This is a genomic window from Phenylobacterium sp. (genome assembly GCF_030681155.1).
GTDB lineage: Bacteria > Pseudomonadota > Alphaproteobacteria > Caulobacterales > Caulobacteraceae > Phenylobacterium.
The window spans coordinates 1-25,780 of record NZ_JAUXXE010000038.1 but is presented as its reverse complement, the minus strand read 5'-3'; the positions used below and the strand labels follow the sequence as shown (position 1 = coordinate 25,780).

Sequence of the window (25,780 nt, the reverse complement as noted above, 5' to 3'; positions counted from 1 at the left end):
TCTAGTGACCGCCCTTCAATCTCGATAAACCCGCAAGACCGCGATCGGAGAGTAAGCCTTGGCGTCGAGTATCCACACATCCTTGGACGACATCTTCGTGGGTGATGGGGAAATGGCGCAGCTGATGCGTGCGCACGATTGGGCCTCGACCCCGCTTGGTCCGGCGCGATCTTGGCCAACCAGCCTAAAGGTCGCCCTTCGACTGCTGCTGACGTCACGGTTCGAGATGTGGCTGGGCTGGGGCCCGGACATCCACTTTTTCTACAATGACGCCTATCGTCCGACGCTCGGCATCAAGCATCCGCAGGCCCTCGGCATGCCGACGCAGGCGCTATGGCCGGAGATCTGGAACGACATCAAAGGCCGCCTTGAGACGGTCTATCACAAAGGCGAGGCGACGTGGGATCGCGGGTTGTTGCTCCTGCTGGAGCGCAACGGCTATCCCGAGGAGACCTACCATACCTTCTCCTACAGCCCCCTGATGGGGGACACCGGAGAGGTCGAAGGGGTGTTCTGCGCGGTCACCGAGGAGACGACCCGGGTCATCGCTGAGCGCCGTTTGGGCTCGCTCCGCAGCCTGGGCGCGGCGCTGACCACGGCGGATTCGCGCGCCAAGGTTCTTCAGGCGGTCGAAGAGCATTTGGCCGAGAACCCCTTCGACCTGCCCTTCACGCTGATCTACCTGTTCCGCGACGATGGCTCGGCGGTGCTGGCCGCGGCTTCCGGCATCGCCCAGGGGCACGCCCTAGCGCCCGTTGAGCTGACGCTTCAGAACGATGTTTGGGATCTGACCCGCATATGGCGGGGTGAAGAGTCATTCCCGCTCGACGTCTCCGAACGCTCCGATCTCCCCACCGGCGCTTGGGACAGGCCGCCCCAATCGGTGCGCATCAAGCCGCTGGCGCACCAGGGCGCGGAGCGACCGCGCGGCGCCCTGATCGTCGGGACCAATCCCTATCGGCCGGTTGACGACGACTATTCGGGCTTTCTCAAGCTGCTGTCCGGTCAGATCGCCGCGGGGTTGTCCGGGGCCGAGGCCTATGAAGTCGAACGTCAGCGGGCCGAAGCACTCGCCGAGGCCGTTCGGCTGCGCCAGGAGGCGGCCGAGACCCTCCGGGTCGCCAATCTGCAGCTGACCTCGGAAGTCGAGCTGCGGACGCAGGAGCGCGATTATCTTCGCACCCTGTTCCAGCAGGCCCCGAGCTTCATGGCCATCCTCATGGGCCCCGAGCACGTCTTTGATCTGATCAACGACGCCTATCTGCAGCTTGTCGGCCATCGGGATCTGATCGGACGCTCAGCACGCGAGGCCTTGCCGGAGATCGTGGGCCAAGGGTTCTTCGAACTGCTGGATGGGGTGCTCAGCGCCGGCGAGCCGTTTATCGGCCGCAATATGCCGGTCATGTTGCAGCGGACGGCCGCGGGCCCGCTCGAGCAGCGTTTCGTGGACCTTATCTACCAGCCGATCCTAGGGCCTGACGGGACGCCCGTCGGCATCTTTGTCGATGGATACGACGTCACCCATCGCAAGCAGGCCGAAGACGAACTTCAGCAGCTGAACGAGACCCTGGAGCAGCGCGTCGGTGAGCGGACCGAGGAGCTCGGCGATGCGCTGGCGCGGCTTGAGCAGGAATCGCGCGAGCGGCAGGCCGCCGAGGCCGCCTTGCGTCAGTCGCAGAAAATTGAGGCCCTCGGCAAGCTGACCGGGGGCGTCGCCCACGATTTCAACAACCTCCTGCAAGTGATCAGCGGGAACCTGCAGCTTCTCGGCCGCGACGTGGCCGGCAATGACCGGGCTGAGCGGCGGGTGCAGAACGCGCTGGCCGGGGTGTCGCGCGGCGCAAAGCTGGCGTCACAATTGCTGGCCTTCGGACGGCGCTCCCCACTTGAGCCCAAGGTGGTGAACCTCGGGCGGCTCTTGAAGGATATGGACGATCTACTTCGCCGCTCGATCGGGGAAGATATCGAGGTGGAGACCATCGTCGGCGGGGGCTTGTGGAACACGCTGGTGGACCCAGGTCAGATCGAGAACGCCATCCTCAACCTGGCCATCAACGCCCGGGACGCCATGCAGGAGGGGGGGCGTCTGACGATCGAAGTCAGCAACGCCGCGCTCGATGACAGTTACGCCGTCCAGCACGATGACGTGAAGCCCGGGCAGTACGTCATGGTCGCGGTGACCGACACCGGTTGCGGTATTCCGAAGGACATCATCGAGAGCGTCTTCGAGCCCTTCTTCAGCACCAAGCCAGAGGGCAAGGGCACGGGCCTTGGCCTCTCCATGGTCTATGGCCTGACCAAGCAGTCGGGCGGACACATCAAAATCTACAGCGAGATGGGGGAAGGGACGACGATCAAGCTCTACCTTCCGCGGGCGGTGGGGGCCGAGGACGTCCTGGCCGACATCAGCGCCGGTCCGGTGGTTGGCGGCACGGAAACCATCCTTGTCGTGGAAGATGACGACGCTGTCCGCGAGACCGCGGTCGGGCTGCTGACCGAGCTTGGCTACAGGGTGCTGAAGGCGCGCGACGCACAGAGCGCGCTGAACGTCATCGACAGCGGGATCGCGATCGACCTTTTGTTCACCGACGTGGTCATGCCTGGCCCGCTTCGCAGCCCAGAGCTCGCGAGGCGGACCAAGGAGCGCCTCCCGCACATCGGTGTCTTGTTCACTTCGGGCTATACGGAAAACGCGATCGTGCACCATGGCCGCCTCGATCCGGGGGTCGAGCTCTTGTCCAAGCCCTACTCCCGTGAGGCGTTGGCTCGCCGGATCCGGCATATCCTGGCCAATCAGGCCCAACGCAGTGTTCATGAACGCCCTCGCGCGACACCTGTGCAGGGCGAGAGGCGGCGGGAGGGTCCCAGGCTGATCGTCGTACTTGTCGAGGACGACGACCTGATCCGCAGCGGCACGGCCGACATGATTGCAGAGCTTGGTCACACCGTGAACTGCGCCAGCGATGGCCAAACCGCCCTGCGGCTCCTCGCGGAAACGACGGCCGATGTCCTGATCACCGATGTCGGACTTCCGGATTTCTCCGGGACGGACCTGGCGCGAGAAGCCATCCAGCAGTGGCCAGGCTTGAAGATCATTTTCGCAAGCGGCGACCAAGGCGCAGCGCAGGAGGCCGGCCTGCCCGATGCGATCAACCTGGCCAAGCCTTATACTTCGGACCAGGTTGCAGCGGCTCTGTCGCGCGCCGCCAGCGACAAGGCCCTCAGCTAAACCCGCGAGCTATGCGGCGGCCCTCGCCCTCACACGGGTCCTTGATCCAACGGGTCTGCAAGGCCTGGTTTCGAAATTGGAACCAGAACGTCGGCGTCTGCCGCGGGACGTTTCGTCAGCCGACTAGGGCCCAGGCCGTTTTTGCAGGAGGGATTTCCATAGAGATCCAGGTTGCGCGGCTCCGACGGTGTCGGCCATCTGGGCGCCGCGAGCCCCTAGCGGCAGGGGTGGGCCGATCGTGGAATCGACCGCCGTCTGGTGTTCCATCTCGGCGTTGAGCTCCGCGCCGAAGAGAACGATGACGGCGGACAGCCACAGCCACATCATGAAGCCGAACACCGCCCCGAGTGATCCGTAGGTCGCGCTGTAGTCGGCGAACCGTGACAGATACAAGGAGAAGAGACTGGAGCCCGCGATCCAGAGCGCGCCGGCCGCGAAGCTTCCCGGCGTCACCCATCGCCACCTTGCTTGCTCGCGGCTCGGGCCAAAGCGGTAGAGCAGCGAGATCGCGCCCATAACGACCAGAAGCAGGATCGGCCACCGCAGCCAGGCGAGCGGAACTCGAGCCGGGTCGATGTGCAGCGCCTGGACGAGGATGGGGAGCCCGATCACGCAGGCCGCGGCCACCACGAAGAGCGCGATCAATCCAGTGGTGAAGCCCATCGTCACCAGGTTGAGACGCAGGAAAGATCGAGTTTCCTGCTCCTCGTAGGCGACGTTGAGGCCCTTGAAGAGCGCCTTCATTCCAGAATTCGCGCTCCAGAACGACAGCACCAAACTCAACAGGAAGGTGAGGCTCAGGCTGGCGTTGTTGGCTTCAGCGATGCGCACCATTTGCTCGCCGATCAAGGTCATGACCTCCGCCGGGACGATGCCGGCCAGGGCCGCGAGATGTTCCCTGGCCTGGTTGACGTCGGCGAACAGGCCGTAGATCGAGACAAAGGCCGCAAGGGCCGGAAAGAGCGCCAGCATGCCGGTGAAGGCGATGCTGCGCGCAACCGAGAAAACGTCGTCGTCGCCGATCTCGCGATAGCTGCGCACCAGAATGTCTTTCCAGCCTTTGGCCGGGATTTTCCGGGGCGCGGTCGAGCGCCTGCCGCGATCGCCTTCTGATTTTTCACGCGGCGAGGGCTGTCCCCAACCCCATGCCGCAAGCCCGGCCGACGCCACGAAGGTCAGCAGGATCGCGGCATCGATCTTGTCTAGGCCACGCCTGGAGCGTGGCTCACTGCTTGAGCGCGGCTCTTTCCTTGAGCGCGGAGGTCTTGCGAATAGCCCAGCCATCCCAGCCCAACGCACCACATGGGTTTGGGTTTACCCACTCGAGGTCTTACCGAGCTTTTGAGCTGTCGCATCCCAGGCCGCGCGCCAGAAGCCGCGCGGGCGACCAACTAGTCGCCGATCTCCGTGGCCCATTGCTGCGAAACCGCCCGGCTTACCGATTGCATGATCGCGAGGCGATCGCGCACCGGCTTGCGGGTGAAGCCCATCAGGACGGCCACCGCGTAGGTCCTGCCGTCGGGCGCGGTCAGGAGCGCGATGTCGTTGATGCCGACCGAGCCTCCCTCGAAGTCCTGGCCGGTCCCGGTCTTGTGAGCGATTTTCCAGCCGGTCGGCAATCCGCCCTTCAGCCGAGCCGGCCCGGTCCGCGTGGCGGCAAGCGTCTCCATCAGGAAGGCCTGAGAGGTGGCTGACATCAGCTCCCCGCTGTGCAGGGCCGCGAGGGCCGCGACGATGCCCATCGGCGTCGCGCCATCAATCGGATCAGACAGATAGGCGCTCAGGGCCTGGCGGCGATGAAGCCGGTCCAGCTTCGCGCGCGCCTGTTCGAAATTGCGGCCTTCGCCATACGAAGGGCGCCAGGCCAGGCCGGCGATCAACGCCTGCAAATGGCGCTCATCGGACCCCATGCGAATGCCGTCCAAGCCCTTGCGAGCCAGAACATCTCGGACCGCATCAAGTCCCACGATGCGGATCAAGGTATCGTTGGCCGAATTGTCGCTGAACGCCAGCGCATGATGAAGAAGGTCGGCGATGGTGATCTCCAGCCCGTCGGCCGAGAGGCTTCGTCCGAGCGGCTGGTTGAACACGCTCCGGTCGGCGAAGGTCATGGTCACCGCGCTTTTCAGATCCAGGTCGCCGCGATCGACGGCGTCGAGCACCGCCAGAGCCACCCAGGTCTTGGAGACGCTTTGTTGCGGGAAGAAGTGGTCACCGGCCACCGCCACAGCCCAACCTGCGCCCACGTCCGCCACGGCGATCCCGATCGGCTCACCATGGCGAGCGGCGATCGTATCGAGCCTCTCCTGCAGGGAGGCCGGGCCCTCGCGAAGGGAGGAACGTGGCAAGGCCGGCCCAGCCGCCTGGCCCGCGGACGCTTCTTCCAGCGCCGCAGCCGGTGGCGTTTGCGGGGTGCGAGGTGAAATTCGCTCCCGCAGTAGCCAGGCCGAGCCGGCGGCGATCGCGCCAAGCAAGGCCAGCGCCAAGACGATTCTGCCCCAAGGCGAGCGCGAACTGCTGAACCGCCTGGCGCGCCAGAAGCTTCCGCGGCCCGAGGAAAAACGAGGCTGTCTGAACCGGGAAACGCGACGCTGCATCTAACGCGTTGCGACTCGCTGCCACTGCGGGGAGTCGGGGCCAGGGCCGTCGCCAATCCATTCCCAATGCCAGGGCTCGAAGCTGTAGTTCACGAACCCGAACCTTTCGGCGTTGGCCAGCAGCCACCGATAGGCCCTTCCCTGCGATTGATGCAGGCGGTTGGCGTCAGCGCTGGAGTCGACGCTGAAACCGGCTGCGGCCCCGACCACGAGGTCCAAGGCTTGGCCGGTACGGTGAACCGAGCACTTGGCCCGAACAATTCCTGCGCAGTTGCCGTCCCGCGCGCAGCGCGCATCGTCATAGGCCGGACTGCGATAACCTGAAAAAACCCGGAGCAACTGCGGGTCTTCAGCCAGGTCCGGCATCTCCGCTCGAGCCGCCGCCACCATCCTGCGATAGGCGCGCGCGGCGTCGGACCGCAATTCGACCGACTTGCCCAGATAGCCTTCTTCTTCCTCCAAACGCGTCAGTCCGCTCGACGCCGGCGGCGCCGGGCAGACGCCGGAGGCGCGTAGGGCGACATAGGGCCGGGCCGTCTGCCATTCGCCCTTCATCGACATCAGGGTGGCGACATCTGATCGCCCTTCGCCTGAAAGCCCGCGGCTGGCTTGCCAACGCGCCAGGGCCGCGGCGAAGCCCGGACTGTCCGGGGCGCAGATCGTGCCGATGGCGCGTGCGACATGCGCCGAATAGATCGCCCAGCCCTTTTCGGCGCGTCCAAACGGCGACCAGCTCATCGTCCGTATACTGTCGGCGTTCCCGCGAGCGGCCTGTTCGTAGCCGCTCGCCGCCTCGCAACTGGGAACCGGAGCCTCCAGCAGATCGCCGATCAGGTCGTTCCGATCATCTGCAATGGACGCAGCGGCCGCCGCCCTGGTCGCGCCTGGCGGCGACCCGCCGCCGATCGACAGCGCCAGGAGGATAACCGCCGCGCCGATTGACCAGGTCCTGAACATCGGGCGATTGTGCCCGCGCTCGCCGGCGAAAAGAAGACGCGGGCGATAATGTCGCACCAAATCAGATCTGCGGCGTTACCCCCTCAATGACAGTGCAGCTTCCCGCCGCCCGCCTTGCGCCCGCGGCCTTGATAATTTCCCTGATCGCAGCTTGTGGTCCCCTTACCTCTCTAGGCGGTGACAGCCTTGTCCGTCCCAAGGAGGTGTCGGCCCAATCCCTTCAACGCTCCCAGATGGACGAGCGTGTCAGGGCCTTCTACGCCGCGAGGGATTGGCGTCCCGCCTGGTCGCCGTCGAGCGCAGCGCAGCTTCAGGACGCCTTCAAGACGCTGGATAGCCACGCAATCGACTCCAAGCCGTTTGTCGCTCGCTTGGCGGCCAAGGACCCGCTAGGGCGCGAGATCGCCCTGACGAAGGCCGCGATGGCCTATGGCGACGCCCTCGCCCATGGATTGATCGATCCCAGCAAGATCTTCGAGGTCTATGGGCTGGAGCGCAACGACCTGAACGTGGACCGCAAGCTCGCAGCGGCGCTGAGCGCGGGCGATCTGGAGCCTTGGCTGAAGAGCTTGCCTCCCAATGATCCTGAATATGACCGTCTTTCAAAGGCCTATCTCGGATACTTGAAAGACGCCGCCTCGCGCCAACCGGCCGCGATACCGTCTGGCGAGGCGATCAAGCCGGGCGATCAGGACGGGCGCATTCCGCAGATCGTCGCGGCGCTTGTGGCGGGTCGTTATTTGAAAGAGGCGCCCGCCTCCTCAGAGCGATATGAGCCCGCCGTCGTCGAAGCCATCAAGCGCTTTCAGACCCAGCAGGGCGTCAATGACGACGGCGTCATCGGCGGCGACACCATCGCGATCCTGAACGCCGGCCCGGCTGACCGGGCGCGTCAGCTCGCCTTGAACCTGGAGGTGCGGCGTTGGCTGAAGCGCAACCCTGCGGCCACCCGCATCGACGTCAACACGGCCGCGGCGGTGATGACGACTTACGAAAATGGCAAAATCATCGATGTTCGGCGCGTTGTGGTCGGTAAGCCGGACGCCGCCACTCCCAATCTGGCCGGAACCTTCAGCGACCTGGTTCTGAACCCGCCCTGGAATGTGCCCCAGGGCATCGCCGAGAGAGAAATCCTCCCGAAGGGCGCGGCCTATCTGCGCGAGCACGACATGTATTTGGACGAGGGCCGGGTGGTCCAACGTCCCGGCCCGAAGGCCTCGCTAGGGCGGGTCAAATTCGACATGCAGAATCCGCACGCGATCTACCTGCATGACACGCCTTCGAAGAGGGCGTTTGCAGCCAATGAGCGCCATGGCAGCCACGGGTGCGTCCGTGTCGACGACGCCGTCGGCTATGCGCGCGGACTTTCGTCGGCGGCCGGTCTTCAGTCGGAGTTCGACGCCAAGCTCGCGAAGGGCGCGACCGCGGTGCTGGGGCTGCAAACCCCCATGCCCGTTCGCCTGATGTACCAGACAGCCTTTGTGGATCGCTCGGGAGAGATCGCCTTCCGACCCGACATCTATGGGTGGGATGAGCGGCTGGCGACGGCGCTCGGCATGCCGGCGCCGATGAAGCGCGAGACGCGGGCTTCAGATGTCGATGTGGGGCCGTGAGGGCCGAAGGCGCCTCGTGGCGGGCCTTGAGGCTTGGGGCCCGATGCAGCTGTTCTGTCGCCTCACAGCCTGACGGCGTTGACGTTCACCCTTGAGCCAGCCATCTAGGGATGGCTCGACGCGACCAGTCGGTTCTGGCCTCGCCTGATCAACGACGCTTCCCGCTAATCCACGAGCAAACCAGGGCGCGCGCAGCGGCCTCGGAACCGCCCTGTCCCCTCCCCCGGGGATGCGCACGTCCTGGCGTTCCCAACAGCGCGGCGGGCGGCCGGCCGCCGTCGGTTCAGTTCGCCCTTTTCAACCTCGTGCCCAGCCTGAGGCCGCGTGTGTCCTATGCCGCCAGGGCTCGCGGTAGCGCTCGCCGCATCACCATCGCCCAGACGGCCACCCCCGAGACATCGGAGGTCTCCGTCTGGCGTTCGGCCGGCTCCTCGCCGCAGCCAATCCTACGGAGTACGCCTGCCGCTCGCGGCCGCTCAGCACCAGGCAACAAGATGTTGAGACCGCTCAAGGTTGTCGGCATGTCGGGCCAACTTAACAGCGACCGCGTAAGTCGTTGATCAAGCCGAAGACGCCGCAGCCGACAACTTGCACCCCCAACTTAGACCTGGCTGAAACGCGGGGCCGGCAATTTAAGACTGACCGATGGGCGAGAAGCGGACCTCGTCATCGTCTGAGATGGGTGGAAAGGGGAAATTAGGGTCGCCAGTATGCGACGGCGATGGCAACGGCTGACACCCAACTTTGGCTCATCGAAGGGCTGCCTGGATCGGGGAAGACCTCGGCGGCCGAGCGCTTGAACACCCTGTGCGCAGCCAAGGGCATGCCTTCACGCTGGTGGCTGGAGGAAGCGAAGGATCATCCGGTCTTGCCGGCGAGTCTGCGCAAGAGGTCCAGTGAGCCCGATTTCGCGCAGCTCGCTATCGACGCATTTCGAGATTTCATCCGAACCGAAGTCGGCGTTCTGATCCTAGAGGGCTCGGCGTTCCAGAACAGCATTCGCTTCATGTTCGCCAACGCTCGCTCCGCGGCTGAAATATCGAACTACGCTGCTGCTTGGGCCGAAGCCGTTACTCCGGCGAGGCCTCGACTGCTGATGTTCGAGGTGAAGGCGCCACAAGCTCACTACGCGAACTTTGTCGCGGCAAGGCGAGGTGCAGTATGGATGGAAAAGCTGATCACCTATGTAGAGGGGACGCCCATCGCGGAGCAGCGTGGATGGCGTGGCTTCGACGGCTTCGTACAATTTTGGGCCGCCTATCAAAACCTCTGCCTTGATTGCGCGAAAGCGCTTCCTTGGCCCGTGAAGCTCCTTCCGGCTTGGTCCGAAACCTTGGCGCCCGAGGATGACGCTGCGTTTCAGTTCTTTCGTCTTTAGATCCGCAACGGGTGGCTTCAGACATCCGCGCTGAAGTCAGAATGATCTGATGATCTCCATCCGACCCGCGAGCTTGGAAACCGCAGCTGAAAGCCGGCCGAACGCAGCGTCCAGAGGCCGAGGCATGTCGCAGAGGTGAAGCCGGTCATCGCCACGAGGGCGCCTAACGGTCGAGCACATGCATGCGCTCCCAAGGAGGCCGCCTCGAAGGCCCGCGCCATCCTCGGAAGAGGAGGCTCGGCAGGTCTTTGGTCGCAGCAGTCGATCAACGTCCGGAATGCGCCAGCCCGCGCAGGCCTGGGCCGCTACATCGGCGCAATGACTCAATCCTATGACGATCAGAACACGCATAACCTGGACACAGGCAGGATCCTGTACCTGGCTTTGGCTGCGGCCGTCGCGACATCGACGAGCTATACGGTTCAGCCCGAGCTTGCGTTGATCGCGGCGGACCTGAACGCGTCCCTCGCCGTGACCAGCGCCGCTGCCGGCATGCCCATCATCGGCTACATGCTGGGGTTGGCGCTGTTGGTGCCGCTTGTCGATCGCACGCCTGCCCATGTCCTGATCCCATCGCAACTTGTAGCGCTCGCCGGTGCTCTGGCCCTGTCGGCTCTTGCGCCCTCAGTCGAAGTCTTTGGGGCGGGCCTCCTGCTGTCGGGAATCTGCGCGAGCACCGGCGCGCAAATGAGCACGCTGGCGGCCAAGCACTCTGCACCCGAGCGCCAGGGCTGGGCTCTCGGAAGCGTGACTGCGGGTATATCCGCGGGCATCCTTCTGGGCCGAATGCTCGGCGGGGGACTGACCGACGCAGTCGGGTGGCGAGCCATGTTGGTTCTCGTCGCCGCAGCCTGCCTGGCTTGCGCCGCCCTCGGGCGCGCCCTGCTGCCGCGCTACGTTCCACGCGCCCCAAGCTCCTGGTTGTCGGGACTAATATCTGCGCCCCGGCTTCTACGCGCATATCCGGAGCTGCTGATCGCGGCCGGCGCCGGCGCACTTTGGTTCTTCGCCTTCAGCTTGGTCTGGGTGGGCGTTTCGCTCGCCCTCTCACTGCCGCCCCACAGCCTCCCGCCTACGATGGTCGGTCTCTACTCCCTTGCCGGCCTAGCCGGCATGGCCGCAACGCCCTGGGCCGGGCGTCTGGCGGACCGTTTCGGAAGCAAGGTGGTCGTCATGATCGGCCTCTTCCTTGCCGTCGCCTGCACACTCGCTGCGGCGGCTGGACTGGGTGTCGCGCCTCTGACGTTGACTGCCCTGGCGCTTTTCGACGTCGGGCTCTTCAGCGCGCAGGTCGCAAACCAGCGCCGCGTGCTGCGCCTGGACCCGCTCCGACCGGCGCAGCTTAACAGCATCTATATGGTCATTTACTTCGTCGGCGGAAGCCTGGGGTCGGCCGCTGGCGGCCCGATCGTGTCGGCCTTTGGCTGGCCAATCGCCGCCGGAACGGCCGCCTTGGCGATGATCCTGGCGCTCGTCCTCTACGGCTGCGGTGCGCCTGCCGCGGATGGCGTCGGCACCCCGTCATCGGCACCGGGGGAGTGAGATATACCTAGGCCTGGGCGCGCGACCTGTCGTCGGCACAGGGCCTGGAACACGGGGCGCGAGGCAAGGGGGCCAGAGGGCGCGCCTAAGAGATCTGGCGGGATCGAGGTCAAGTGCGATGCTTGGACGGGAGGGAATGTCTGCAGCTGGCGGCGCTAGCCGGTCTTTCCAGCGTCGGCCCGGCTCCGGAGCCAAGAGCGGACGCTCTAGTCGTCGCTTCGGGGGTGGCGAGCGGTCGTTGCAGCAAGTTCACTTGTTCACCGAATTGAGGTGAGCTTATCTCGGCAAAGGAGGAACGTTCTATGCTGGTTTCAGTCCTAGCCGCTGCGCTTGTATCAGGTTCGCCCGCCGCTTCGGATGACCTGTTGGGCACGTGGAAAGCCATGCCCACGCCAGGCATAGCCACGATCGATCAGCTTACGTTCACGAGTGACGGGCGCGTCCTTGGTGGGGAGGACAGCTTCATCGGGAATTATACCGTCAGCGGCCCGCGCGTGACGGTGCCCTCGCGCATGGGGACACTGATCTATATGCGCACCAGCGAGGGGCGCTTGTGTGCCCCTGCTGGCCGAGGCGTCGAGCCCCTAGCGGGGTCATTGCCGAAGGGACATGGGTACATCGTCTGCTACCACAGGCTGAAGCAGCCAAGCTAGCCAGCGCTAAGAGCAGCTTTAAATCCATTGGGCCAGCAACCGCCGCTCAAGAGCGGACGCTCGCGATGTCAACAACGGGTCTTGATCAGGCATGCGCCGCCGCCCGGAAGCGGACCTCAGCCACCTTGCCGACAAGCGGACTCCACCGAGGCCGCAGAAGGGTGGTTTGCGGACAAAGCTCCTGTAAGCTTCGCTCACGTGATGGGGTCGTCAGATGAAATCGCTCGTCCCCGGACATGACTCCCGCCCTCGGCAGCAGGCCCTACGATTGGCCGGCACTGGATACACGGCGGGGTCCATCACACATTGGCTGAACTGGCCCCCGACGCGGTGTCTCGCGCCTTGGCGTGACGTTCTGCTGGCAGGCCTTGCCGGATTGATGGTGGCGAGCTGTGGTCCGGGAGAAGAGCGGCTAGCAGTCCCTAGATCGACGGAACTTGCGGGCCGGCACCCAGGCTTAGGGAGTCCTGCGAGGCTAGATGGCACGCTGGTGCCAGTTCGGATGGGAAATACCTTCTACAGAATCCCAGCCAACTACTTTGATGCACCGCTGCAGTCCAAGGGGAAGGATGGCGAGTTTAGGATCATCGGCTCGATGTTGCTCCTCGGGACCGCGCCCGACTTCGAGGGCCGGACTGAGGCTAATAGACGTAAGTTTCAAGGGCGTGGCCACGAACCAGTGATCTACGTCCTCGCATCGGACGCACCTGTCGGATCTGCGATTGCCCTGCGGCGATTGCTGGCGCGCGCATTACAGGATGGGAGGATTCTCCACGAACAGACGGAGGGCGATGTCCGACATCTTGTTGTCGAGAGGAGCGGGGAAATTCCGAACCTTCCGGGAAAGATCAACGACGTCTATCTGTATAGTTCGGGAGAATACGCTGCGTGCGCGCGAATTGAAGCGCACGAATATTCGCAAAGCTGCCGATATTATTATGATGATGGCGACAATTTGTACAAAATACGAATTGGTTCCGGCTGGATAGGAAGCAAGGAGAAGCTCTTTGCTGCTGCAAGGTCGACAATCGATTCATGGAAGGTCGAGCGGAACTGATTGGGGAGCTTGAAGCACAGCCCGCCAGTAAGACCCACTTGAGCCTGATGAAGTGTGGCTTGGAGACGAATCCCCGCGACCGGCAAGCCTTCGTCCGCTTGGGGTCGAAAGCCGAAATGGTCCCCAGGCTGCGAAGCGGACTTTCGGAGCGTCAGCTAGAGGCCGGGGAGGTGATTTTGGGCGCTCAAAAGAAGTAGGCACCGTGGACAATCTGGACGCGGGGAAGCGCGTCGGCAACTTTGGCTACATGGGCCGCACCGCAGACAATGACGATTTTGCCAGTAGGGGCCGCGACGCACCGAACGCCATCGATGATGCCTTTGGTACGATCAGCCGCCAGAGCGGGATCTATAAGCTCATCGATGACCGCCCTCAGCTGCTCCTCCTTCTTCGTCACCGGCTCACGACGCGAAGCGAATAGGTCGATCGCTGCCCGAACACTTAGCTCGGCGATCAAGCGCTCCATTGCTGCCAGTAACTCACCGGTGCGTTCCGGAGGAACATCCCGGCGAAGGATTGACGGTCCGCCTGGCTCATGGCCGCGCACCGCCGTGCTGCGACGTTCGGCCCAACGGTATGCGCAAACCATCTCCGGCTTTTGTTGCGCGAGGTCCCCGCGGCGAACCGCATCGTCCGGAATCTCAAGGATGAGCTGATCTGGCCGCACGTCATCAAGCGCGCTCTCAAGCGCTTGAAAGAGGTCAGGGTTGTCCAAGTGGGCAGTGCCGATGATGAAAAAACGCTGCATCGAACCCTCCGGCGCCTCCGAACACCCGCAGTCAGCAATGCACCAAGTCCATCTGAAGGCGACGCTATAAGCTGAGCAATTTTGTCTGCGCCGCTAGCGGAAGCGTCATCCTGAACGGCGTTTCTGCCAGTGCCGTCACCCAAGACTGGTTCGTCTGAGGACGCAGCACTTGCGATCGGGCCGAGGCGGGCCGCTTCCTATAGGGTGCCCGCACTTTAGGTCGCCAGCTCGCCGCCAGCCCAAAGGGGACGTCCACTCAACTCGGTCGCGGCGCCCGCCGCGACGCTGGGCGGGCGCCGTTGCCGGCGTCGAGCGCGGCGGGCCCACGATGAGCCTCGGGCGCCCGTCTGTCTGGCCGTCTCGTGTCCAGTGTAAGTGGCCACGGGCGCCAGATTGGTGGCTGCCTCTAAGACGCGACTTGGCCGGAGCCTTGCCTAGCCGCCGCGGGCAGCCGTCACGAATAAGCGCGAACGTCGAAGGTCTGCGGAACTGAAACTAGATCGAACAGTTGCGCCTCAAACCGACATCGTTCCACAGTGCGCCCAGGAGTTCGGCATGGCTAAAAATCAGGAACAAGGCTGGGCGAGGGCCAAATCCACACTGCCGTCAGTAGCCGCCGGATCTTCGGTCTCTGCCGATGACGACGAGATCAACACGCCAGTCCGATCCGGCGATCAATTCGACGGCGGAACAGACGAGGACGAACATGCTGGAGCTGGTTTCGGCGAAGGGGACGACGCGAAACGGGTCCGCGAGCATCGGGACGTAAACAAGCCAGATTGACCGCGTCACTGCGACTAGCCCACGCCCTGTTGGCGCCGCGCCTCATAGACGGTCGCTGATCGTAGGCTGCGCTGCGGCTAGGAGCCGCCGCGCCGATCGCCTTGCAGCATTAGCCTTGCGCGGCCGCACCCTTGATTTGCCGGTTGGGTCCCTCGCACAATTCGGTCGCGCGAGGGCCTTGCATGGCACGGTGAAAGGGCCGCTTAGCGGCTCGTTGCGGAATTGGAGCTCCCGGGCGACGACTGGATCTCTGAGGGGGCCCCGCCAGGCGCGCCGTACGCCGGTGTTTGCCCGGCCGGGCCGCCGCCCACAGCCGACGCACCGGCGCCGGCCTCGGCGGGTCTTGCGCCTCCATCCACCAGACCGTTCTGTCCCGGCCCGGCGGTGGCGGCCGCGCCCCCGTCGTGCTTTTCGGGGTTCGTCTCAACGATGGCCCCGCCTTTTGCAGGGGGCTCGCCACATGCGGCCAAGCTGGCCGTTGCGAAAAGTGCGAGCAGTCGTGGAAGATGCGACATGGCCGGTCCCTCTGAAGTGTAGGCTGCGACTTCAATCCTCTCTGACGTCGACAGTTCCGCGCTTGGCGCGCTGGCGGCCGCTCGCCCCGGCGGATCTGGCGTTAGAGCAGGGTCTGGGTCTGCGGCTCAGCGAACTCTGGCCGCCGCCACGGGACTTCGATCGTGAACCTCGCGCCTTTGTCGCTCGAGGCCTGGAATGTGCCTCCCCATTGCTGAACGAACGACTCGACGACCCGGCTGCCCAGGCCGCGACGGCGCTGGTCTGCTGGAGGCAATCCTCGTCCTGCATCGCTGACGGTCAGGCGGACAGCGTCGGGCAGTTCGGAAAGGCTGATGGTCACCACGCCCTGTTCGGGATCGGGATAGGCGTACTTCAAGGCGTTGGTCACGAGTTCATTGATCACCAGACCAAGCTGGACCGCCAGGTCGAGCTCCATCCGCAAAGGGTCGCTTTCGACCACCAGTTTCACGCGATCTCCGGCCAAGGAACGTGAGAGGCGTGAGACCAGGTCGGCCAGATAGTGATCCATCTCGACCAATTCGTGCCCCCGGCTCCGATAGAGTTCGGCGTGAAGATCGGCGATCGCGTGCACGCGCGAGACGGCGGCCTCCAGATGCTCGCGCACCTCCGCCGGCGCGTCGCGTCCCTGCAGGCTCAGAAGACTGGCCACGATGGTGAGATTGTTTTTCACGCGATGATTGAGCTCATCGAGCAAGTGCGCCTGATGTTGCTCAGCGCGCTTCACCAGGGTGACGTCGATATAGAATTGAGCAAAGCAGGTCGGCGATAGGCGCGTGCAATGCACCTCGTACCAGCGGCCTCGACCGCGATCATGATACTGGAAACGGCGCGGCTCGCCAGATTCAAGCGTCGCTTCGAAGTTCTCGAACCATGCCCGTGTTGCGTCGGGCCGGAGCTCCTTGAACCGCCGTCCAATGATATCAGCGTCCATTCGGAACCCCCGTAGGAACGCTGGATTGGCCTGCAGAAATCGGTAATCGATCAAGCGGCCCGCGGCGTCGCGGATCGGTTCGCAAAGCACGAACCCTTCGGACATCGTCTCGAAAAGCAGCCGATAATCATCCAGCGGTCGCGCTTGGGATGGGCTTTCATTCTTCGATTTGGGCACAGGCGTCCCCTCAGCTTCAGCAGAGTGACTCCAAAATTGCGCTAATCCAAGCCACTCCGTTGTGATGACGGTGCCGCTAAATACTTAAAATTCATAAGAACTTGGCCGCCGTCGGCCTCGACGCCGCCTCGCGATGATCGGCGCGACCCATCCCGGTTAGGGCGGCGCGCCGTACCGGCTGGCGTGCGACGGCAAGTCGCTTACCGCCCGCAAGATCTCCTTCCCATATGCGGACTGTCGCGAAACGGGCCCAATCGGAGCGCGACGCCGCGCCGGATCTCCAGCTCCGGCGCCTGCGGGGCGGCGTCCTCTCTCGCCGTCCCGCTCCCTTGCGTTTCATCGCGCGTCCAATCGCAGCGATGAAGGGAGAGGCGGCCATGCTGGGGGAGAGCCAGCCGCCTCTCTCACGTGGGTTCGCACCGCCGCGCTAGATCAGGCGCTAGCCCAAAAGCCCGTCGATCTGCGAGTTCAGGGATGAGGAACCCCCGTCCGAGCCTCTCGGCCTTCTCACTCGGCGAGCATGTAGCTTGTGCTGCGCCCACCGCCTGGCTCTTTGAAGAGTATTCCCTCTTTGATCAGCGCCTCAATGTCACGGAGCGCCGTGTCCTGGGAGGTCTTGGCGAGCGTCGCATATTTCGAGCTGGTGAGCTTGCCTTCGAAGCCGTCGAGCAGGCGGTTGAGAACGATGCGCTGCCGGTCGTTGATCTTGCTGTCGCCGAACTTCTCCCAGAAGGCCGCCTTAGCAAGAACATTGCCCAGGATGCCTTCCGCTCGATTGAAGGCGCGGTCGAGGCATTTCAAGAACCACATCAGCCAGTCGGTGACATCGCTGTCGCCGCTCTGTGTCGCTTCCAGGATCTCGTAGTAGGCCTTGGAGTCCGCGCGGATCTGCGAGGACATGCTGTAGAAGCGCTGTCCGCTGCCCTCCGAACGCGCAAGTCCCATGTCGGCGATGGCGCGCGCGATCCGCCCGTTGCCGTCTTGAAACGGGTGAATAGTGACGAACCAGAGATGGGCGATGCCGGCCTTGATCACAGCATCCGTGTCAGGCTTTGCGTCGAACCATTTCAGGAAGGCGCCCATCTCGTCGTCGAGACGTTCGGCGGCCGGCGCTTCGAAGTGAACGCGCTGACTGCGCGCGCCTGAGACAACCTGCATCGGACCTGTTTTATCGTCGCGCCAATTGCCGACGATGATCTTCTCCAGGCCGCTGCGGCCGGTTGGAAACAACGCTGAGCGCCAGGCGAAGAGACGTTTCTTCGTGAGCGATTTGTCGAAGTTGGCCGTCGCATCAACGAGCATCTCGACAACGCCATCGACGTTTCGATCGCTCGGCGTCAGCCCAACGATATCCATCCCGAGTTTGCGGGCGATGGAAGAGCGAACCTGCTTTTGATCGAGGTGCTCGCCTTCAATCTCACTGGATGTCGTGACCTCTTCGGTCAGCGTCCTTAAGTGGGCTTCTTCGCGTAGGCTTAGCCCTAAGGATTCCATTCGACCGATTAGCCGGCCTTGGCGGTGACGAACCGCGCCAAGCTGCTCTTCAAGGGCGTCTTTGCGCCATGTCAGGTTAGGCCAGTCGGTTCGTTCGTGGATGTAGGTTGTCATAATCACCGCATCTTGTGCGGAGATTATATCTGATATTCACCGCAAATTTCAATCTTAATCGCCGCATATTTTGCGGAGATTAATGCCGGCATTCTCCGCAAACAATTAGCTGCGGGGGCGGCGTCTCTCTGCCGTCTGCTTCCTTGCGTTTCAGCGCGCATCCAGTCGCAGCGATAAATGGAGAGGCGGCCATGCTGCTGGAGAGCCAGCCGCCTCTCCCACTTGGGTTCGCACCGCCCGGCTAAATCAGGCGCTAGCCCAAAAGCCCATCGACCTGGCGCTGATGTTCGCCCCGCTGAACCCCACCGTGTCGAGGATCATGGTCTTGAAGGCGTCGGCCTCGGCGTCGCCGGCCAGGAGCCGCAGGCTCTTGATGATCCGCGTGATGCGCAGGTGGTTGTGATCGGCCGGCGCAAGCCAATGACGGGTCCGAGCATAGAAGTCCCGCATCCGCGCCGCGGCGGCCCGCAGGTTGGTCATGGCGATGTCCGAAGACCGGATTTGCATCACATCGTCAGCGCTCAACACCGGGGCTCCCGGAACCGCTGAACTGGCCTCAGGCAGCGGGAACAGCCACTGGATGTAGTCGTGCCGACGTTCCAGCTGGACATTGTCCATGGCCAGCACTCTGTCCAGGCTTCTGCCGGCGCCGTCAGGGCCTTCCCCGAGTAGAAATCGAACGATCGCGCTAGCCATGGCCGACGGGTTTAAACCCAAACGCGGCCCCTGTATGGCGGCGGCAATCGCCCAGTCGCCACAACCCGAGCCGTGTTCTTAGAATCTAGAACTCGTCCCAGTCGGCTTCACCGTTCACAATCCGCAGCTTGCCCGCTGTCGCTGCGCTGGAGCCATGGCTGCCGCCGTCCGGGACGGCTATCGGTGCAATAGGCCGAGCTTCCTAGGGCCTCACCGAAGCTGAGAGCTTCGTGGAGTGAGCGCAACGTAGACTTGCCATCCTTGATAAGCGGCCGGATCGATGGACGACGTGGCCGATAGCCGAATTGGCCGGCGTTAGCGTATGCGCCAACAGCCGCTCTCGCACATTAGTGCCCGCCTGGAGATGCCTCCCAATCTTCGCGCCCATGCCGCACGCGGACAATATACGGGCCGTCGCTTGTGACGAGATAGACGACCACGTGGGATTTGCATGGGTAGATGCGAACACGTGGGTCGAACTCGCTTCGCTCGCGAGCGATTTCGGGAAACTCAGCGATGAGATCAAACGCCGCTTCGATTGCATCCTGATAACGCTCGGCCTGGGTCACGCCGAAGGCCTGAACACTCGCGATATATATCTCGATCAGATCATCTTCGGCACGGCGGCTGAGCCTATAGCTCATGACCCACGCCAGCTCGACGGCGGGCTTCGGCGCGGATGTCCTGCACCGTCTTCTCGCTCACGCCGCTCTCGACGCCTTCGTCAATGAGATGCTGCAAATGCGCGATCTTCTCAGCCCGCTCCTGATCCCTCCGGATCAGATCGCGGACATAATCGCTCGCATTGCTGTAGCGGCCTGTTTCAGCTCGCCCTTCCACCCAATCCTTCATGGCGTCAGGCAGGGAAACATTCATGGTCGCCATTGGGATACCTCCATCGTCAAAGTGGCAAGATTGGCAAAGATTGTCAATTTATGACATCAGCCGGACGAGGGGATCACTCGCGCGTGCGTGCCCGCCCCGCCGAACGGCAGCTCGCGAACCCGAGCTGTCGCGGCCTTCCCCCAGTAGAAATCGAACACTCGCGCTAGCCATGGCCGACGGGTTTAAACCCAAACGCGGCCCCTGTATGGCGAGGCGGCAATCGCCAACCCAGGATCGTCCGGGGGGTTAGTCTCGACGACCCAGCCTCCCCCGGCCCGCCCGGCACTCTTCACCCGCTATACCCAAACCTTGTTCAGCACCTGCGCCGCCAGCGACGCCTTATCCTGAGGCAGGAAGCGCCCGTAGTGATTGGCGACCATCTCGGGCGTATCCTGAATGGCGTAGCTCGCCTGCTCGTATGACCCCGTTTGCTTTAGAATGTGGGTCGCCAGGACATCCCGGACGTTATGCGGACCATGGGGAAGCAGGCCCTCGATGGCGCCGCGCCCCGTATAGGGATTGTAGATCCCGTACCGTTGGATCGCGCACCTCCAGGCTTCATAGAAGGTCGTGGCTTCATAGGCCGCGCTCAGGCTCTTGGCCTTGATGGATTTGACGAAGAGAGTGCCTGGATCGGGGATCGTCGAACACCCGGCGGACCATGGCCTGTACGGTCGCGACATGCACTCGATCCGTCGCCTCCGGAAATTTCCGTGCGAGGTCCGCGACGGGAAACACCTGATCAAATTTCAGAAATCCGCTGGTGTCGGTCGTGCTCATTGCGTCCAGCGTCTGGCGACCAAGCGCATTACGGTCGACGAGGAACAGGATCCGGCGGAATCGTTTGCGCCGTAGAAGCTCGTACATCAGCGCAATGGCCAACCGGGTCTTGCCGGTGCCAGTCGCCATGGCCAACAGGATATTCTGCTGGCCGGCCGACACCGCCGCTTCCACCGCGACGATTGCGTCCTGCTGGTAGGGTCGCAGGCCGGTGACGCCTAGTTCGCGTTCGGCGAGGCCTGCGTAGTCCTCTGCGACCTGCTCCAGGCGCTCGAACAGGTCGCGCGGGGAGAACCATTCGGGAAGGGCGCGGGGTTCGCTTTGTCCCGGCCGCGCGTCCCAAAACCAGATGCCGGATTTGGTCGCGAGCTGCTTCACATACGGGCGGCCATTGGTAACGAACAGGAACGGCGCGCGGAAAAGCTCCAGGCCGTGTGCCCACGGCGAGCCGGCTGGGACCTCGTCCGGAGTGAGCTGAATTCCCCGCGCATAGCGCTTGGCCTGGCCAAGCCTGCCGGGAACATCCTTCACACCGCGCTTGGCCTCGATGACGCCAACGCAGCGCCCCTCAATGAAGAGCGCATAATCGACGGGGCCACTGTCTGTGGGCCATTCGGCAATGGCGATCGCCTGACCTGGTTGAGGCCGGACCCCGGCCGCGTGCCGGAGGACCGCACTATCGACAAGCCAGCCCGCCGACCTGAGTTGATCGTCGATGAGAATGCGGGTCGTCGCTTCGTCCAGCTCGACCTTTTCGGCCTGCTGGCTCGCAAACTGCGCGAGGAGGTCTAGCTGCTGAGGTGGCGCTGCTTCGGCGGCGGCTTGAGCTGCTTTAAGGGCGGCCTCCGTCTGGCGAAGGCCAGCCTCCGTCTCCGCCGCGTATTTTTCCCAGAATGCCCGCTCCTCACGTAGCGCCTCGGTCTCGGCAATGGCGCTAAGGCGCTCTGCCTCCGCTTCTTGAAACGCAAGACGCGCCTTTGCTTCGCCGTCGCTGCTCGACGCGACACGTTCGCGCAACTGGGACAGTTCCGCCACCAAGGCAGCGTTCGCATCGGCCGGACGGGCAGGCGGGATGAATGGTCCTGACTTAAAGCCGGGATCGCCGCCGTAGCTGTGGTAAAACCAGATGGCCGCCGCGCGTGCGATCTTCAGCGCCGTCAGCGCTTCGCTTGATGTGCCGACGTCCTCATGCGCCGCCGCATTGCCCAAGCGCTTGAGATGGAAGAAGAGCTCGGCGATCTCGCGCGGAAGAATGGACCGCGCCATCAGGGTCCGAAGCACGTCGTCAAAAGAGGCGTTGCTAGAAGGCAGGACGCCGTGGCGCGCAGCGACGTCCTTGGCCAAGAACTCACCCAACTGACGCAGCTTTATGAGGGCGGCCGGCGCGTCATCAAAGAAGTAGCGCTCCGCCAACGCGCCGAGACGCGCGAAGCGATCATCCTGCCTGGCTAAGAATGCGAAATTGCTCGATACCCCCATAGAGCGAGCCTAGCGAGTTGACTGCAAAGCTCAAGCTCAAGGTAGAAGGGCGCCGGCGAGTGAGCCTGGAGGCTTGCCGGAAACGGACCTTCCGAAGGTCTGCTAAGAGCCCAATCCGGTCATGGCGCTTGCGTCGAGCTCGCTGCCTGAAGCGGACCTTGCGATGGACCGCACGAGCCCGGAGTGGCAGTTAGGCCGTTGCGCCTAGCGCTTCGAGGCGCGCCATGCAGTGCTCTCGAACAACCTCTCTCAACACTGCGATGCGCTCGCCTAGCCACTGGAGCTCTTCGGGGGAGATCCTGAAGTGCGGAGAGTACCGCGCATCGATGTAAGCCCGCCGAAGAAGCTCAAAACTGCGCTGTTCGAACTTCGTTTCCCGAGGCCAAGCGCGAGCCAGCGCAGGCGCCAATTGTTCCGCCTGGGAGCGTAGGAAATTTATCCGATGGGATTTTGGGCTGTAGAGCGTCTGTACGAGTAGGAAGCAGTGATAGAGGCGCTCCGTAGTCTGATGGAGTTGAAACGCGGCTTCGTTGAAGTTGCCTCGCTCCACGAGGAAGGCCGCCGAAGCGTTGAACGCCTCAGCGCTCACTAGCCACTTTTGAAAATAGCCCTGCGCCTCAGCCAATGCGGACTCGGGTGTAAGTTTCTCCGGGGCGTCAAAGGCATGGCCGGGCGCCTCGTAGAGCGCGATCCCGTCTTTGATGATGTCGACGAAGAAATAGCGCCCGAGCTTCAGTTGACGGTTCACGTCCTTGAAGCTGTGGACGATGAAATTGACCGGCGCCGAGATACGCTTGGTGATCGTCACCTCAGTGGTGAGCCGCTCGTCGGCGACGCGCCAAAACTCCAAGACGTCGGTGAGATCCTCGTGGTTGACGACGACCAGCAGATCATAGTCGGAGAAATAGCCGCCGACTGGGTCGGCCACCCAGTCACCACGCGCGAACGAGCCAAACAGGATGATCTTGAGAATGCGCCCGTTCTTCAGATGGTGATGGCTGCGGTTAGCGGTCGCGGCCTCGAACTCCTCAAACAGAATCTGGCGCGCGCGCTCCAGGTCGCGTCGTTTGGCGTCAGGCAGATGATCAAGGTCGGTGCGCATCTCTCGTTGTTTCGCCCGCCTGCGGATCAGTGGCAAGGCAGCGCTCTGCGCCGGCGTATGTTGAGCGTCCTCAGGCGTCGAATGGCCGGTAGCGTGCATGGTGAAGAATAGTCAGTGCTGGACAGTTTCCACGACCGAACATCTCTTGGACGGTGAGCGTAGTCGACGAAGAAGATCGTGAAGCACTCCACGGCTAAAAGCCAACGGGGTGGGTTTCTCTTGGCTTTGGAGGCGACGCCCTTGCGCGGGAGAATCCGTCGCCGCGCCGCGTAAGGAAAGAGCGCCCGAATGTATTCCTCAATGGCGCCCGGGCTGCCGGGGTGGAGCACGATTTCGAAGGCGTACACATCGTGCTTCTTACCGGCGTCCCCTCAAACAATAGTCCGAGACAACGTAGTAGGCGGCGCCGCTGTCGTAGGGCGCGAACCAGCGCTTGAGGTCGTCACCGATCGATGGCCCGCTCTGGTTCAGGAGCTTCAGTAGGTCGAGCATCGGAAGCTCACTGGGCGGCCTTTCGTGGCAGATTCCGATCATCAGCAACTCGGTCGAAGGCGATCCGGACGGCTAGCGACACATTGATCCTGACCCGAGCCGCGGCGCTCTCGAAGGCGGAACAAAACAAGAAACAACACTCGACGTGGCGCCACCCAGGCGCCAACTTGGCTCCATGGATTCCGATTCGACAACCGCTACCGTCCGCAGCCTCGATCGCATCAACCTGCGCCTGGCCGCCGACACCTTCGCTGAGATCGACGCCGCCTGCGCCGCGCGGCCCGGTAACGTCTCGCGCAACACCTGGGTCGCCGAGGCCGTGCAGGAGAAGCTGGCCCGCGAGCCCCAGACCGGCACCCAGGGCCCCGAGCGTCGCGCCCATGGCTGAGTTCTACGAGTTCTTCGCCGGCGGCGGCATGGCCCGAACGGGCCTCGGCCCTGACTGGACCTGCCTGTTCGCCAACGACTTCGATTTCAAGAAGGGCCTGACCTATCAGGCCAACTTCGGTGCGGACGAGCTGAAAGTGGCTGACATTCGCGCGGTCACGCCCGCCGATCTGCCGGGCATCGCCGACCTGATGTGGGGATCGTTTCCCTGCCAGGACCTCTCGCTGGCCGGCGTCGGCGCCGGGCTGAAAGGTGAGCGGTCCGGGACCTTCTATCCCTTCTGGGATGTCGTCCGCGCGCTCAAGGCCGAAGGTCGGGCCCCGAGACTGATCGCCCTGGAGAATGTCTGCGGGACACTCACATCCCATGGGGGCCAGGATTTCGAAGCGATCTGCCGGACCTTCGCCGAGGTCGGCTATCGCTGCGGCGCCCTGGTCATCAACGCCGACCTGTTCGTGCCTCAGTCACGCCCGCGCCTCTTCGTTATCGGCGTTCGCCGCGACGTGGCCATTGACCCCGCTCTGCTGTCGCCCGAGCCCCTCGACCCCTTCCACACCCGAGCGATCCGCCGCGCGGTCGATGCTCTGCCCAAGGCCGTGCGCGCCAATATGCTGTGGTGGAACGTCCCCACGCCCGGTCATCGGGTGCGCACCCTGGCGGACGAGATCGAGGAGCACCCCACGAGCGTCGCTTGGCATACGCCCGCCGAGACCGAGCGCCTGCTGGCCAAGATGTCCCCAGTCAATAAGGCCAAGGTCGCCGCCGCGGTGCGCGCCGGCCGTCGTATGGTGGGCGGCGTCTACAACCGCACGCGCCTCGATGAGCGCGGCGTGAAGGTCCAGCGCGCGGAAGTACGATTTGACGACGTGTCGGGCTGCCTTCGGACCCCCAGCGGCGGCTCGAGCCGCCAGGTCATCCTGGTCATCGACGGCAAGAAAATCCGCTCGCGCCTGATCTCGGCGCGGGAGACCGCCCGGCTGATGGGTCTGCCGGACGACTACAAGCTGCCCAAGAACTACAACGAGGCCTACCACCTGACCGGCGATGGCGTGGTGGTCGACGTTGTGCGCCACCTGGCCAAGCACGTGTTCGAACCCCTGCTGGCTGAAGCCGCTGAGGCGCGAGCCGTCGCGTGACCGAGCTCTTCAGGCGTGACCCTGACGCGGTCAACATCCCGCCGTTCGAGACCGAGGATCTGCGCCAGAACCTCAGCCGCTTCCTCGACAGCCCCTTTGAGGATCCTGCCGGGACCCGCCCCTTCGTGGGCAACTACAAATGGGGCGTCTACGCCTTCTTCGACTACGACGGCGAGCCAATCTATGTCGGCCAGACCAACGAGCGCCTGCGCACCCGCATCCGCCGCCACCTGACCAACCAGCGCACCGACGCCGTGGCCATGTCGGTGCTCGACCCCTTCGAGGTCTTCGAGATCGAGGTCTGGCCCCTCCCCCAGTTCCAGGAATCGAACCGATCAGATCTAGCCGCCCGGCAGCACCTGGATGCCCTCGAGCGGCTGATCACGGACCGTGCGGTCCAGGGCTCGCAGTTTAAGGCCATCCTCAACGAAAAAGACCCACCGCCCGGCGACCTGGCCGTCGAGGCGCCGCCGTCCTTTCGGGCCCGCATCGTCTCCGAGCGCGTATTCGAGCTGCGCTCCCACCCAGACTTCCGTATCGCCCGGCGCTCACTGATCCTCTCGCGGCTCGCCCAGGTGATTTCCGAGCGCAAGGTGCAGGGCGGGCTCCGACGGGTCCTATTGACCCAGGCCAAACGACTGCAGTGGCTGTCGGCTCGACGCTATGAGGCGCTCGGCGGCGCCGCCTCTGTGGCCGTCGAGGCCGAAGGGGAAGAAGTCTAGGATGAGCTCGCGTGCGGTAAGCCAAGCAGAACGAAGCCAGCCAGAACAGTCGTGGCGTAAACCCACACAGGCCGCGAGCGGCGCAGGCGGGCGCTCAGGCCACGTCGAGTGGTGGCCAAGATGCCGATTAGACGCCCTTTGGCCCAAGGCGCCGAGACGAACCCCTCCCCTAATGACCCTACCGCTGACGCACTCCATTTGCATGGATTTTTAATGACATTCCCTGCAAACTGACTGCGGAGGCCTAAGTTTGAGCCATGAGCAAGTTCGACCAGTTCAAGGCCAAGCTCC

The 25,780-nt window shown here is 63.7% G+C and carries 21 protein-coding genes and 1 pseudogene; 9 read left to right on the top strand and 13 right to left on the bottom strand.

Annotated elements, in window-relative coordinates; translation table 11 throughout:
* Positions 1-58: 58 nt before the first annotated feature.
* Positions 59-3,229 carry a response regulator gene (locus Q8M13_RS09805; RefSeq protein WP_305299740.1) on the top strand — a complete coding sequence of 1,057 codons (3,171 nt, stop codon included), beginning with the start codon at positions 59-61 and terminating at the stop codon, positions 3,227-3,229.
* 123 nt (positions 3,230-3,352) lie between these two features.
* Here Q8M13_RS09805 and Q8M13_RS09800 read toward each other — a convergent pair whose 3' ends face one another.
* From Q8M13_RS09800 to Q8M13_RS09790, 3 genes are all read right to left on the bottom strand, one after another.
* The gene (locus tag Q8M13_RS09800; protein ID WP_305299739.1) at positions 3,353-4,270 is read right to left on the bottom strand and encodes a YihY/virulence factor BrkB family protein; all 918 of its coding nucleotides are present in this window, start codon (positions 4,268-4,270) and stop codon (positions 3,353-3,355) included.
* Positions 4,271-4,620: 350 nt separating this feature from the next.
* Positions 4,621-5,715, bottom strand: coding sequence for a serine hydrolase (locus Q8M13_RS09795; RefSeq protein WP_305299738.1), 1,095 nt, complete (start codon positions 5,713-5,715; stop codon positions 4,621-4,623).
* Between the two features lie 111 nt (positions 5,716-5,826).
* A complete protein-coding gene (locus Q8M13_RS09790) occupies positions 5,827-6,783 on the bottom strand; it encodes a D-alanyl-D-alanine carboxypeptidase family protein (RefSeq protein WP_305299736.1) in 957 nt (318 codons plus the stop codon).
* A 233-nt stretch (positions 6,784-7,016) separates the two neighbouring features.
* Between Q8M13_RS09790 and Q8M13_RS09785 the strand changes: the two genes are divergently transcribed.
* The 4 genes from Q8M13_RS09785 (at position 7,017) to Q8M13_RS09770 (ending at position 13,026) form a co-directional block, all read left to right on the top strand.
* On the top strand, positions 7,017-8,396 hold the full coding sequence (locus Q8M13_RS09785; RefSeq protein WP_305299734.1) for a murein L,D-transpeptidase: 1,380 nt from the start codon (positions 7,017-7,019) through the stop codon (positions 8,394-8,396).
* A gap of 721 nt (positions 8,397-9,117) precedes the next feature.
* Positions 9,118-9,774: a hypothetical protein gene (locus Q8M13_RS09780; RefSeq protein ID WP_305299732.1), complete on the top strand. Its 657-nt coding sequence runs from the start codon at positions 9,118-9,120 to the stop codon at positions 9,772-9,774.
* Between the two features lie 318 nt (positions 9,775-10,092).
* Positions 10,093-11,316, top strand: a complete 1,224-nt coding sequence (locus Q8M13_RS09775; RefSeq protein ID WP_305299730.1) for an MFS transporter — start codon at positions 10,093-10,095, stop codon at positions 11,314-11,316.
* Between the two features lie 1,155 nt (positions 11,317-12,471).
* Positions 12,472-13,026 (top strand): hypothetical protein, encoded by a 555-nt coding sequence (locus tag Q8M13_RS09770; protein ID WP_305299729.1) that lies wholly within the window; start codon positions 12,472-12,474, stop codon positions 13,024-13,026.
* A 184-nt stretch (positions 13,027-13,210) separates the two neighbouring features.
* Here the strand turns inward: Q8M13_RS09770 and Q8M13_RS09765 are convergent, their stop codons facing one another.
* A complete protein-coding gene (locus Q8M13_RS09765) occupies positions 13,211-13,774 on the bottom strand; it encodes a hypothetical protein (RefSeq protein WP_305299728.1) in 564 nt (187 codons plus the stop codon).
* Between the two features lie 555 nt (positions 13,775-14,329).
* Here Q8M13_RS09765 and Q8M13_RS09760 point away from each other — a divergent pair.
* Positions 14,330-14,557 (top strand): hypothetical protein, encoded by a 228-nt coding sequence (locus Q8M13_RS09760; RefSeq protein WP_305299726.1) that lies wholly within the window; start codon positions 14,330-14,332, stop codon positions 14,555-14,557.
* A gap of 616 nt (positions 14,558-15,173) precedes the next feature.
* On the opposite strand, the gene Q8M13_RS09755 is transcribed toward Q8M13_RS09760, so the two are convergent.
* The 9 genes and pseudogenes from Q8M13_RS09755 to Q8M13_RS09715 all read right to left on the bottom strand — a co-directional run bounded on the left by Q8M13_RS09755 (position 15,174) and on the right by Q8M13_RS09715 (position 23,244).
* The gene (locus Q8M13_RS09755; RefSeq protein WP_305299725.1) at positions 15,174-16,202 is read right to left on the bottom strand and encodes a sensor histidine kinase; all 1,029 of its coding nucleotides are present in this window, start codon (positions 16,200-16,202) and stop codon (positions 15,174-15,176) included.
* Between the two features lie 507 nt (positions 16,203-16,709).
* Positions 16,710-17,810, bottom strand: coding sequence for a Fic family protein (locus Q8M13_RS09750; protein WP_305299723.1), 1,101 nt, complete (start codon positions 17,808-17,810; stop codon positions 16,710-16,712).
* A gap of 246 nt (positions 17,811-18,056) precedes the next feature.
* Positions 18,057-18,428 (bottom strand): opioid growth factor receptor-related protein, encoded by a 372-nt coding sequence (locus Q8M13_RS09745; protein WP_305299721.1) that lies wholly within the window; start codon positions 18,426-18,428, stop codon positions 18,057-18,059.
* Positions 18,429-18,853: 425 nt separating this feature from the next.
* Complete coding sequence (locus tag Q8M13_RS09740) at positions 18,854-19,150, bottom strand: type II toxin-antitoxin system RelE/ParE family toxin (RefSeq protein WP_305299720.1); 297 nt, start codon at positions 19,148-19,150, stop codon at positions 18,854-18,856.
* Complete coding sequence (locus Q8M13_RS09735; protein WP_305299718.1) at positions 19,140-19,391, bottom strand: type II toxin-antitoxin system ParD family antitoxin; 252 nt, start codon at positions 19,389-19,391, stop codon at positions 19,140-19,142. The genes Q8M13_RS09740 and Q8M13_RS09735 overlap by 11 nt, the downstream gene beginning before the upstream one ends.
* A 296-nt stretch (positions 19,392-19,687) precedes the next feature.
* Positions 19,688-20,026: pseudogene (locus Q8M13_RS09730) on the bottom strand (hypothetical protein); the annotation flags it as partial.
* A complete protein-coding gene (locus Q8M13_RS09725; protein ID WP_305299716.1) occupies positions 19,968-21,650 on the bottom strand; it encodes a DEAD/DEAH box helicase family protein in 1,683 nt (560 codons plus the stop codon). The pseudogene Q8M13_RS09730 and the gene Q8M13_RS09725, both read right to left, overlap by 59 nt.
* Positions 21,651-21,840: 190 nt before the next feature.
* Positions 21,841-22,851, bottom strand: coding sequence for a HEPN domain-containing protein (locus Q8M13_RS09720; protein WP_370870010.1), 1,011 nt, complete (start codon positions 22,849-22,851; stop codon positions 21,841-21,843).
* Between the two features lie 258 nt (positions 22,852-23,109).
* Positions 23,110-23,244, bottom strand: a complete 135-nt coding sequence (locus tag Q8M13_RS09715; protein ID WP_305299715.1) for a hypothetical protein — start codon at positions 23,242-23,244, stop codon at positions 23,110-23,112.
* A gap of 175 nt (positions 23,245-23,419) precedes the next feature.
* Here Q8M13_RS09715 and Q8M13_RS09710 point away from each other — a divergent pair, with 175 nt between their 5' ends.
* From Q8M13_RS09710 to Q8M13_RS09700, 3 genes are read left to right on the top strand one after another with little or no spacing between them, the layout of a single operon-like run.
* Positions 23,420-23,632: a hypothetical protein gene (locus Q8M13_RS09710; RefSeq protein ID WP_305299713.1), complete on the top strand. Its 213-nt coding sequence runs from the start codon at positions 23,420-23,422 to the stop codon at positions 23,630-23,632.
* Complete coding sequence (locus Q8M13_RS09705) at positions 23,625-24,767, top strand: DNA cytosine methyltransferase (protein WP_305299712.1); 1,143 nt, start codon at positions 23,625-23,627, stop codon at positions 24,765-24,767. Before Q8M13_RS09710 ends, Q8M13_RS09705 begins: the two co-directional genes overlap by 8 nt.
* Positions 24,764-25,489 carry a GIY-YIG nuclease family protein gene (locus Q8M13_RS09700; RefSeq protein WP_305299710.1) on the top strand — a complete coding sequence of 242 codons (726 nt, stop codon included), beginning with the start codon at positions 24,764-24,766 and terminating at the stop codon, positions 25,487-25,489. Before Q8M13_RS09705 ends, Q8M13_RS09700 begins: the two co-directional genes overlap by 4 nt.
* The last annotated feature ends 291 nt before the right edge of the window (positions 25,490-25,780 follow it).

What these genes read in the sequence shown, in the direction of transcription:
- Q8M13_RS09790 (WP_305299736.1), bottom strand. Translation starts at nt 6,783, where the DNA reads ATGTTCAGGACCTGGTCAATCGGCGCGGCGGTTATCCTCCTGGCGCTG.
- Q8M13_RS09780 (WP_305299732.1), top strand. Translation starts at nt 9,118, where the DNA reads ATGGCAACGGCTGACACCCAACTTTGGCTCATCGAAGGGCTGCCTGGA.
- Q8M13_RS09720 (WP_370870010.1), bottom strand. Translation starts at nt 22,851, where the DNA reads ATGCACGCTACCGGCCATTCGACGCCTGAGGACGCTCAACATACGCCG.
- Q8M13_RS09760 (WP_305299726.1), top strand. Translation starts at nt 14,330, where the DNA reads ATGGCTAAAAATCAGGAACAAGGCTGGGCGAGGGCCAAATCCACACTG.
- Q8M13_RS09745 (WP_305299721.1), bottom strand. Translation starts at nt 18,428, where the DNA reads ATGGACAATGTCCAGCTGGAACGTCGGCACGACTACATCCAGTGGCTG.
- Q8M13_RS09705 (WP_305299712.1), top strand. Translation starts at nt 23,625, where the DNA reads ATGGCTGAGTTCTACGAGTTCTTCGCCGGCGGCGGCATGGCCCGAACG.
- Q8M13_RS09750 (WP_305299723.1), bottom strand. Translation starts at nt 17,810, where the DNA reads ATGACAACCTACATCCACGAACGAACCGACTGGCCTAACCTGACATGG.
- Q8M13_RS09710 (WP_305299713.1), top strand. Translation starts at nt 23,420, where the DNA reads ATGGATTCCGATTCGACAACCGCTACCGTCCGCAGCCTCGATCGCATC.
- Q8M13_RS09785 (WP_305299734.1), top strand. Translation starts at nt 7,017, where the DNA reads ATGGACGAGCGTGTCAGGGCCTTCTACGCCGCGAGGGATTGGCGTCCC.
- Q8M13_RS09765 (WP_305299728.1), bottom strand. Translation starts at nt 13,774, where the DNA reads ATGCAGCGTTTTTTCATCATCGGCACTGCCCACTTGGACAACCCTGAC.
- Q8M13_RS09715 (WP_305299715.1), bottom strand. Translation starts at nt 23,244, where the DNA reads ATGCTCGACCTACTGAAGCTCCTGAACCAGAGCGGGCCATCGATCGGT.
- Q8M13_RS09725 (WP_305299716.1), bottom strand. Translation starts at nt 21,650, where the DNA reads ATGGGGGTATCGAGCAATTTCGCATTCTTAGCCAGGCAGGATGATCGC.
- Q8M13_RS09740 (WP_305299720.1), bottom strand. Translation starts at nt 19,150, where the DNA reads ATGAGCTATAGGCTCAGCCGCCGTGCCGAAGATGATCTGATCGAGATA.
- Q8M13_RS09775 (WP_305299730.1), top strand. Translation starts at nt 10,093, where the DNA reads ATGACTCAATCCTATGACGATCAGAACACGCATAACCTGGACACAGGC.
- Q8M13_RS09770 (WP_305299729.1), top strand. Translation starts at nt 12,472, where the DNA reads ATGGGAAATACCTTCTACAGAATCCCAGCCAACTACTTTGATGCACCG.
- Q8M13_RS09735 (WP_305299718.1), bottom strand. Translation starts at nt 19,391, where the DNA reads ATGGCGACCATGAATGTTTCCCTGCCTGACGCCATGAAGGATTGGGTG.